At 63.1% G+C, this 7473-nt stretch carries 4 protein-coding genes and 3 pseudogenes; 4 read left to right on the top strand and 3 right to left on the bottom strand.

The window, feature by feature from the left end; all coding sequences use genetic code 11:
* The first annotated feature begins 67 nt into the window (after positions 1–67).
* Positions 68–1192, top strand: a complete 1125-nt coding sequence (locus K309_RS0135620) for an IS110 family RNA-guided transposase (protein ID WP_232232672.1) — start codon at positions 68–70, stop codon at positions 1190–1192.
* Positions 1193–1532: 340 nt separating this feature from the next.
* On the opposite strand, the gene K309_RS41455 is transcribed toward K309_RS0135620, so the two are convergent.
* From K309_RS41455 to K309_RS0135635, 3 genes and pseudogenes are all read right to left on the bottom strand, one after another.
* Entirely contained in the window at positions 1533–2570 is a 1038-nt protein-coding gene (locus tag K309_RS41455) for an H-NS family nucleoid-associated regulatory protein (RefSeq protein WP_084402734.1), read from the bottom strand.
* 52 nt (positions 2571–2622) lie between these two features.
* Positions 2623–3030: pseudogene (locus tag K309_RS39065) on the bottom strand (DNA-binding protein); the annotation flags it as partial.
* A gap of 165 nt (positions 3031–3195) precedes the next feature.
* Positions 3196–3547, bottom strand: a pseudogene (locus tag K309_RS0135635) (DNA-binding protein); the annotation flags it as partial.
* Between the two features lie 151 nt (positions 3548–3698).
* Between K309_RS0135635 and K309_RS39070 the strand changes: the two are divergent.
* The 3 genes and pseudogenes from K309_RS39070 to K309_RS41465 all read left to right on the top strand — a co-directional run.
* A pseudogene (locus K309_RS39070) lies at positions 3699–4935 on the top strand (tyrosine-type recombinase/integrase).
* A gap of 356 nt (positions 4936–5291) precedes the next feature.
* Entirely contained in the window at positions 5292–6662 is a 1371-nt protein-coding gene (locus K309_RS0135645; protein WP_029050582.1) for a Fic family protein, read from the top strand.
* Positions 6663–7211: 549 nt separating this feature from the next.
* On the top strand, positions 7212–7473 hold a 262-nt coding region (locus K309_RS41465), incomplete at its 3' end, for a transposase (RefSeq protein ID WP_198030923.1).

A 7473-nucleotide genomic window follows, 5' to 3' on the forward strand; every position in this document is an offset into this window, starting at 1 on the left:
ATTCGATGGTGCACTTCATCGGCGATGCCAGCTCGTTCTTCTTATGACTGGCATTTGACTCTCATTCGTGAAATTGGTTTACTCAGAGCACTTATCGAGCGGATCTTGGAAGATCGCAGTGCATGATGGCAAACGCGAAAGACCCGCAATCCACACGGTTTCGGCTAGTTCTGCGGCTTGTCGCCTAGAGCAGGCGGTGCAGCAGATTGAGGAAATCAAGACGAGATGGGGCCTTGCGCCCCATATATGCACGGTCGTTCTGTACGAAGCAGGCCAGGACGGCTTCTGGATAGCGCGGGCCCTGTCGAAGCTCGGCTATGAGCCCCTAATCTGCGATCCCGCCAGCATCCCGGTCGAGCGTCACGCAAGGCGAGCCAAAACCGACCGGCTCGACGCAATCAGGCTAATGATGTGCCTGCTTGCCTGGTTGCGCGGTGAATACGACCGCATGCATTTGATACGGGTGCCAAGCATCGAAGCCGAAGCGCAACGGCATCTCGTACGGGACCGAGGCGAACTACAAAAAGAAGTAATGCAGCATCGCGACCGGATACGCAAATTGCTGCGCACGGTGGGCTGCTGGCAGGACGTCAATGGCGACGTCTCAACCCGTCTCGCGATGGGAAAGTTTTGCTGCCACGACGGCGCACCCTTGTCGCGAGAGCTGCACGCGCGACTAACCAGGGAGTGCCGGCGCCTAGTCCTGGCGGAGCAGCAATTTGCTGAGCTCGAAAAAGATTTGATCGATCAATTATCGGAACCCGTACAGAAACGCATCGCCAACCTCGAACGACTCAAGGCAGTCGGTCCAGTGGGGGCTACTCGACTAGTACTCGAGCTATTCTGGCGACACTTTGATAACCGGCGCCAAGTGGGGTCCTGTGTCGGTTTGGTACCTCAGCCCTACGACAGCGGCGAAAGCCGGGTCGACCAAGGAATCAGTAAGCAGGGCAACCGACGAGTACGCTCCTTGCTGATCGAGATGGCATGGTTCTGGCTGCGCTATCAGCCCGACAGCGCGATCGCGCGGTGGTTCACGCAGCGTACCTTGGGCAATGCCCAGAACAAACGGGGCAAACGTATCGCCATTGTCGCGGTGGCGCGGCGGCTGGTCATCGCATTGTGGCGCTACCTTGAGCACGGGGTCATACCGGATGGCGCAGTACTGAAGAATGCAAGAACCGGAGGGTAGAAACAAGCAGATTCAATTCGTCCATTCGTCGTTACGTAGCACCGGTTACAAGTAGACAGGCCCGCATTCTGATTTGGTTGCTCCGCAACCGCCACTACTAGATGGGGCTTGTCGGATTCGGGTCCTCTACGCGCCCACGCGCATGCAGGACTATGCCGGACGCGTCCGGCGGATAGAAGTTTGTGACGGGCGAACAGCCCTCACGCAACGATGACCCGGAACTTGAAACTGACAACATGTCGCTTTGAGCAGAATTCAGTGGGACTACTGTTAGCGAAAAACCTTGACTCACTTCTTCTCAGAATGGGGGGCGGACCGGCCGCGCCCGCCAACCTGCCGTTCAGTACAAGAGATCGATTAGGAAACGCTCGGGCTTCTTGCCAATCCACGCGGGAGCCCTACCGCGCCCCGACCACGTCTGGCCCGTCTTGGGGTTGCGGTACCTCGGAGGCGGCGCGGCCTTCGTCTTGCTCGGAACAGCGCGGGCAGCGGGCTTAACACTGGGCTTGCCCGCAATGTCCTCAATGCTGAGGTCGTACTCCTGCATCAACTGCTGAATCTCCTCCACGACCTTTGGCACTTCCGTGGCTCGCAACTGCTCAAGTTGCGCATTGACAGATGCCAGTTGAGCGAGCAGTGAGGATTGGGACGGGCTTTTTGTTGCGGTAGGCGCTTTTTTCCCCTGTCGCGGCTTCCGGGTTTGCGTCTTCTGAGTCGGCGCTTCCGGGGGAGCCTCCACTCCAGGCAGCGTTATCTGCTTCGGCCCGCGCGTCCGGATTGGGGTCTCTTGAGTCGTGATTTCCGGGGCGGCAACTTCAGCTAGGATTTTCGGCTTCCGACCGCGCTTCGGGGCCCGCCTCTCTTCCGGCGTTGCTGCCGGAGCGGCAGTTTCGGTGAGCGCTTTCGGCTTCCGACCGCGCTGCGGGGCCCGCGTCTCTTCCGGCGCAGCTTCCGGAGCTGGGGCGTCAAGCGGTGCTACCGGGGCGCCCGATTCGGTCAGTTCGTCCTGGGCGGCAGCTTCCATCGGTTCGTCCGTGGCCAGGACTTCAACCGGGGCTTCGGCCACGGCTTCAGTGGTCGCTTCCGAGGGCATGGCTTCACTGGGCGCTTCCGGCGCGTCAGATTCCCTCAACGCTGCCGAGGCGGCAGCTTCCCTCGATTCTTCCGGTGCCACGTCTTCCGTTGAAGCGTCCGGGGCTGCGTAAGACCGCCGGCGCCGATATGACACGGTCGCCGTCGGGCCGCTATCCCGGCTTGTCGACCAGAAGTCCAAGCGTTGGGCCTGCGTGTCAACGCTGCCACTACCGACGCCTGCACCACTGGCTTCACCAATGGCGGGATCCGCGTCGCGCATCGCCTCAGCGATGGGAAGTTCCATCTGACCCAATCCGTTCGTCGCATTGCTCGCGACAAGGGGTTCAACCTCTTGCGGCCTGCGCCACCGCCGCGTCGCGGGCCTCGGCGCGCGCCGCCGCCAGTTCGCCGCGCAACGCTTCGGCCGTGCGCTCGCTCTGCTGGCGCACGGTGCGCTCCGCGTCGATCTCGCGCAAGGCGCGGCGCTCGCTGGCCTCGGCCCGTTCTTGGGCGAGGGTCACCTGCTCGCGGGCCCGCTCCAGCTCGGTCGAGAATTGGGTACGCAACTCGTCCAGCTGCCGGCGCGCGGCCTCCAGTTCCGCCCGGCCCGCCTCCAGCCGCGCCTGGGTCGCGGCGTGGTCCTGGCGCTGCCCGGCCAGCGCCGCCTGATTCTCCTCGATGGTTTGGCGCGCGGTGTCGAGCTGGGCGACCAGCGCCGCGGCTTCCTCGCGCGCGAGCGCGGTCTCGGAGTGCGCGGCATCGGGGTGATCGTGCTTTCGATGCTGATTGACACGGTTTCAGCAAGAAAACCGTTCTGTATCAACAAGTTGTGCAAAGAACTTTTCGTGGAAAAAGTCGTTGTATACAAACTGTTGGTTTCAAAGAAGATTTCGCGTGCCGGTGTATCGTTTTGCAGCGAAAGCACGATCACCCCTCGTTGGCCGCCTGCCAGATCGTCTGCACCGCCCCGGCCGCGAGGTCCTTCAGGGCCTCGGGCAGATCCGGATGGTCGATGGTGACGCGGGTGCGCCCGCGCAACTCCTGCCAGAACGCCTGCAGCACCTCGGCGGGGGTGCCCATGCTGCCCTTGCGCACCAGCTGATAGAGCTTGTTGGCGGTGGGGGTGATGCCGTAGCGGAAGAACAGCAGGCCGCAGACCTCGCGGTACAGCGCGCGGGTCTCGGGAAAACGGCCGCGCAGCGCGGCAATGTCGTCGGCCATGGCGGCAGACCGCTCGAAGTCGGGCGCGGCGTCGGTCAAGTCTAGGTCGGCGGTGGCCATCGGGGTAAAAGTGTCTTAGGATCAATAAATATTACTACGTAATACGCAATATTTCAAACTATCCGCGCGCAACTTTAGACATAAGTGCGCTTATGTCAAGGAATCGGCTATACTGACGCAAACGGCATGTGCCTCGGCCGATACCCGCCTCATGGAACTACTCCCGATCAAACCCCTGGAAAGGAAAGCCTGGCGGTCCCGCTGCCCACCCCGCTCGAGCGCCTGCAACTGCCGCCCGATCTGTCCGGCGCCGCCGGCAGCAACCGCGCGCCTGCCACCGCCACCCGCATCGCCGCGGCCGACGACCTCGCCGCCGTCACCGCCTGGCTCGCGCGCTATGCCGACAGCGCCGCGACCCTCACCGCCTACCGCCGCGAGGTCGAGCGGCTGCTGCTGTGGACCGTGCTACAACTGGGCAAGCCACTGTCGTCGCTGACCCACGAGGACCTGCTGGTCTATGAACGTTTCCTGGCCGACCCGCAGCCCGCCGCGCGCTGGGTGCTCGCGGGCAGCAAGAAGCTCGGCCGCGCCCACCCGGACTGGCGCCCGTTTGCCGGGCCGCTGTCGCCGGCGAGCGTGCGCCACGCGCTGGTGATCCTGAACGCCCTCTTTGCCTGGCTCACCGAGGCCGGCTACCTGGCCGGCAATCCGCTCGCGCTGGCGCGCCGCCGGCGCGCGCCAACGCAGCCCCGCATCACGCGCTACCTGAGCCACGAGCTGTGGGACGCCGTCAAAGACGCCGTCGCGGCGATGCCGGGGACCACCGACCCCGCCACCGCGCGCGAGCGCCTGCATGCGGTGCGCTGCCGCTGGCTGTTGAGCGTGCTCTACCTGGGCGGATTGCGCGCGGCCGAGGTCACCGGCATCGCGATGGGGGCGTTCTTCTGCCGGCGCGATGCCCAGGGCGTCGAGCGCTGGTGGCTCGAGGGTCACCGGCAAGGGCAACAAGACCCGGCTGGTGCCGGCCACCGACGAGCTGATCGCCGAACTCGCGCGCTATCGTCGCGCCCCACGGGCTGGCGCCGACCCCGCACCCCGGCGAGACGCGCCCGCTGCTGCTGCCGGTGATCGGCCGTGACCAGGGGATCGACAAGGCTCTGTCGCGCGGGGCGCTCCACCTGATCCTGAAGGAAGTCTTTGGCATGGCCGCGGCGCGCCTGCGGGCGCGCGGGCCAGAGTGGGAGGCGCAGGCCGATGTCCTGGCCAGCGCCTCGGCGCACTGGCTGCGCCACACCGCCGGCTCGCACATGACCGACCGGCAGGTCGACCTGCGCTATGTGCGGGATAATTTTGGGCTTGCGTCGATCTCGACAACGAGCGGCTACCTGCACAGCGAGGAGGATGCGACGCAGGCGCGGCATCGGATTGGCTGGATCAACACGAAATAAAGCCCGTCTGCTTCTCCCCGAAAAGCGGGCATGGCGGAATAACCCCCCCTATTGCCGCGCCGTCCGGACCAAGCAGCCGTCGCCGCCCTGTGGCGCCCTACGCAGCGAGCGCGGCGACGCTGTCCGCCTACCGGGGGCCGCGCGCTGGGCGCTGGCTGGCAGGAAGCTCCGCCATCCCCGCTGGCGCCCGGCTCCGCGACCGCTGTTTCCCCGTCAGCGTGCGCCACGCACTACCTGAGTTTGTTCGATCCATGGGCGACTGGGCCCCTGCTTCTGCGCCAAATCGTGGCGCTGTTTGAGGAACTGCGCCACAATCGCGCCACTCTCGTCTCCAAACCGCGCCACGCGCTCGCTCTATGTCAACCGCCCACCCACTGCTTCAAAGCATTCGAACAGCCCCTGCTGGCCTGACGCTCAGTGAGTTGCTCGCAGCGCATCCCGACGTTGCGCGGCGCACCGCGCAGCGCTGGATCAGCCAATGGATCGATGGCGGACAGGTCTCGGCCGTCGGCGAAGGGCGCGCCCGGCGTTATTTCGGCAAGATGACAACGGTGATTGCCGCGACCGCCGAGGACGCCGACCGCTTCCCGGTTTTCATCCCGCTTTCGGCCGACAGCCGCGACATCGTCGCGTATATCGACCAGCCACCGGAGGCGCGCAAACCAGTGGGTTACCAACGCGACTTCCTTGACGCCTATCGCCCCAATGTCACACGGTATCTGTCGGACTCGCTTCGGCGCCAGCTTCACAAGATGGGCAAGACGGCGCAGGCCACTGCTCCAGCCGGAACCTATAGCCGGGCGATTCTGAACCGGCTGCTGATCGACCTGTCATGGGCCTCGAGTCATTTGGAGGGCAACACCTATTCACGCCTGGATACCCGTGAGCTGATCGAGCATGGCACGGCGGCCCAAGGCAAGGCGGCCATCGAAACCCAGATGATCCTCAACCACAAGACCGCCATCGAACTGCTGGTCGAGAACATCGGTACGGTTGGTTTCGATCGCTATACCCTGATGAACCTGCATAGCGCCTTGTCGGAAAACTTGTTGCCCAACCCGGCCGACGAAGGCCGGCTCCGCCAGCACGCGGTGGACATCGGCAAAAGTGTTTACCGCCCACTGTCTGCCCCGCAGCAGATTGAAGAAGTCCTGGATGTCCTGCTCGACAAGGTGAATCAGATTGTGGATCCTTTCGAACAGTCATTCTTCGTGTTGGTGCACGTGCCCTACCTGCAGCCCTTCGCGGACGTCAACAAACGCACCTCACGCTTGGTCGCCAATCTGCCGCTGTTCCGTGCCAACCTTTGTCCGCTCACGTTTCTGGATGTGCCGGAGCAAGCTTATAGCCGGGCCATCCTGGGCCTGTATGAGATGAGCCGCGTGGAATTGCTGCGCGATCTCTTCGTTTGGGCCTACGAGCGCTCAACCCAAGAGTATCTGGCCATCAAGCAAAATCTGGCCGAACCCGACCCGCTACGGCTCGCCTGGCGTGAGGTGATCAAACAAGCGATCCGGGACGTCGTGCTGCAACCCGATCAGGATGCGCTATCCGTGATTCGGCAGGGCGTCATGGCAACCGTGCCAATCACCGACCGTGACAACGTGCAAGCGCTTGTCGTCGAAGAACTCCGGCGGCTGCACGAAGGCGTACTCGCCCGCTACGGCTTGCGCCCTTCGGAATTTGTCGCATGGAAGGCGGCCCAGGTGACGGGCCGCCCGAACTAATGGCATTGCAATGCCTGACGGGAGGGATTCGAGTCTAGGGTGCCGGCATGGGAACCGCGAGCCGCGATGTTGGCCAGCACCTCAATGCTCTGGCTGCGCGCGACAACTTTTGGGCACAGCCCGCTGTCGACGACCAGCGGCTACCTGTACAGCGAGGAGGATGCCCGGCACGAGACGACACAGGGGCGGCATCGGATTGGCTGGACCCACAAGGGCTAATACCCCCACCCAACTTCTCCGAGATCACGGCCAGCCAGCTTCAGGCAAGGCGAACGGTATTTTCACGGTATCGTGAAAATATATCCGAGCCTACCCTTCATAGTCCCGACGTGACATCACGACCGACAACCCCCTCGCCTGCTGGCTCCATCCTTTGTTGGGTTTGGTAGCGCGGCGATTAATTGCATTTTCCGTAGGCGAAAATAAAACATCAGTGCACAACAACGCGCCGGTGGAGGTTTGCGCAAGCTCTGCGAAGCAACTCATTAATCTTACTGTGTCATAAAAAATAGTGCATTATATGGACTTCTTCATTAAAGGTGGAAGTGCATGAGCACACGTGACCGATTTGCGGATTACATGAACTACTTGGCTGAGGGATTGGGACACGCAGATCGCCGCGCCGGCTTGGAGAGCTACTGCACTGGCCTGATGCTGCCGTTGTCGCGCAAGAGCGTCGAACCGATGGCAGCGCGAGTTGACCCACTACATGCCAGTGCCCGGCATCAAGCACTGCACCACTTTGTCTCCAAGTCCGATTGGTCGGATGCGTTATTGTTGAGGCGTATCCGGGATTGGGTTCAGCCCTTGC

Origin of the sequence: Cupriavidus phytohabitans (genome assembly GCF_000426345.1) — a bacterium.
In the GTDB taxonomy this organism is placed as follows: Bacteria; Pseudomonadota; Gammaproteobacteria; order Burkholderiales; family Burkholderiaceae; genus Cupriavidus.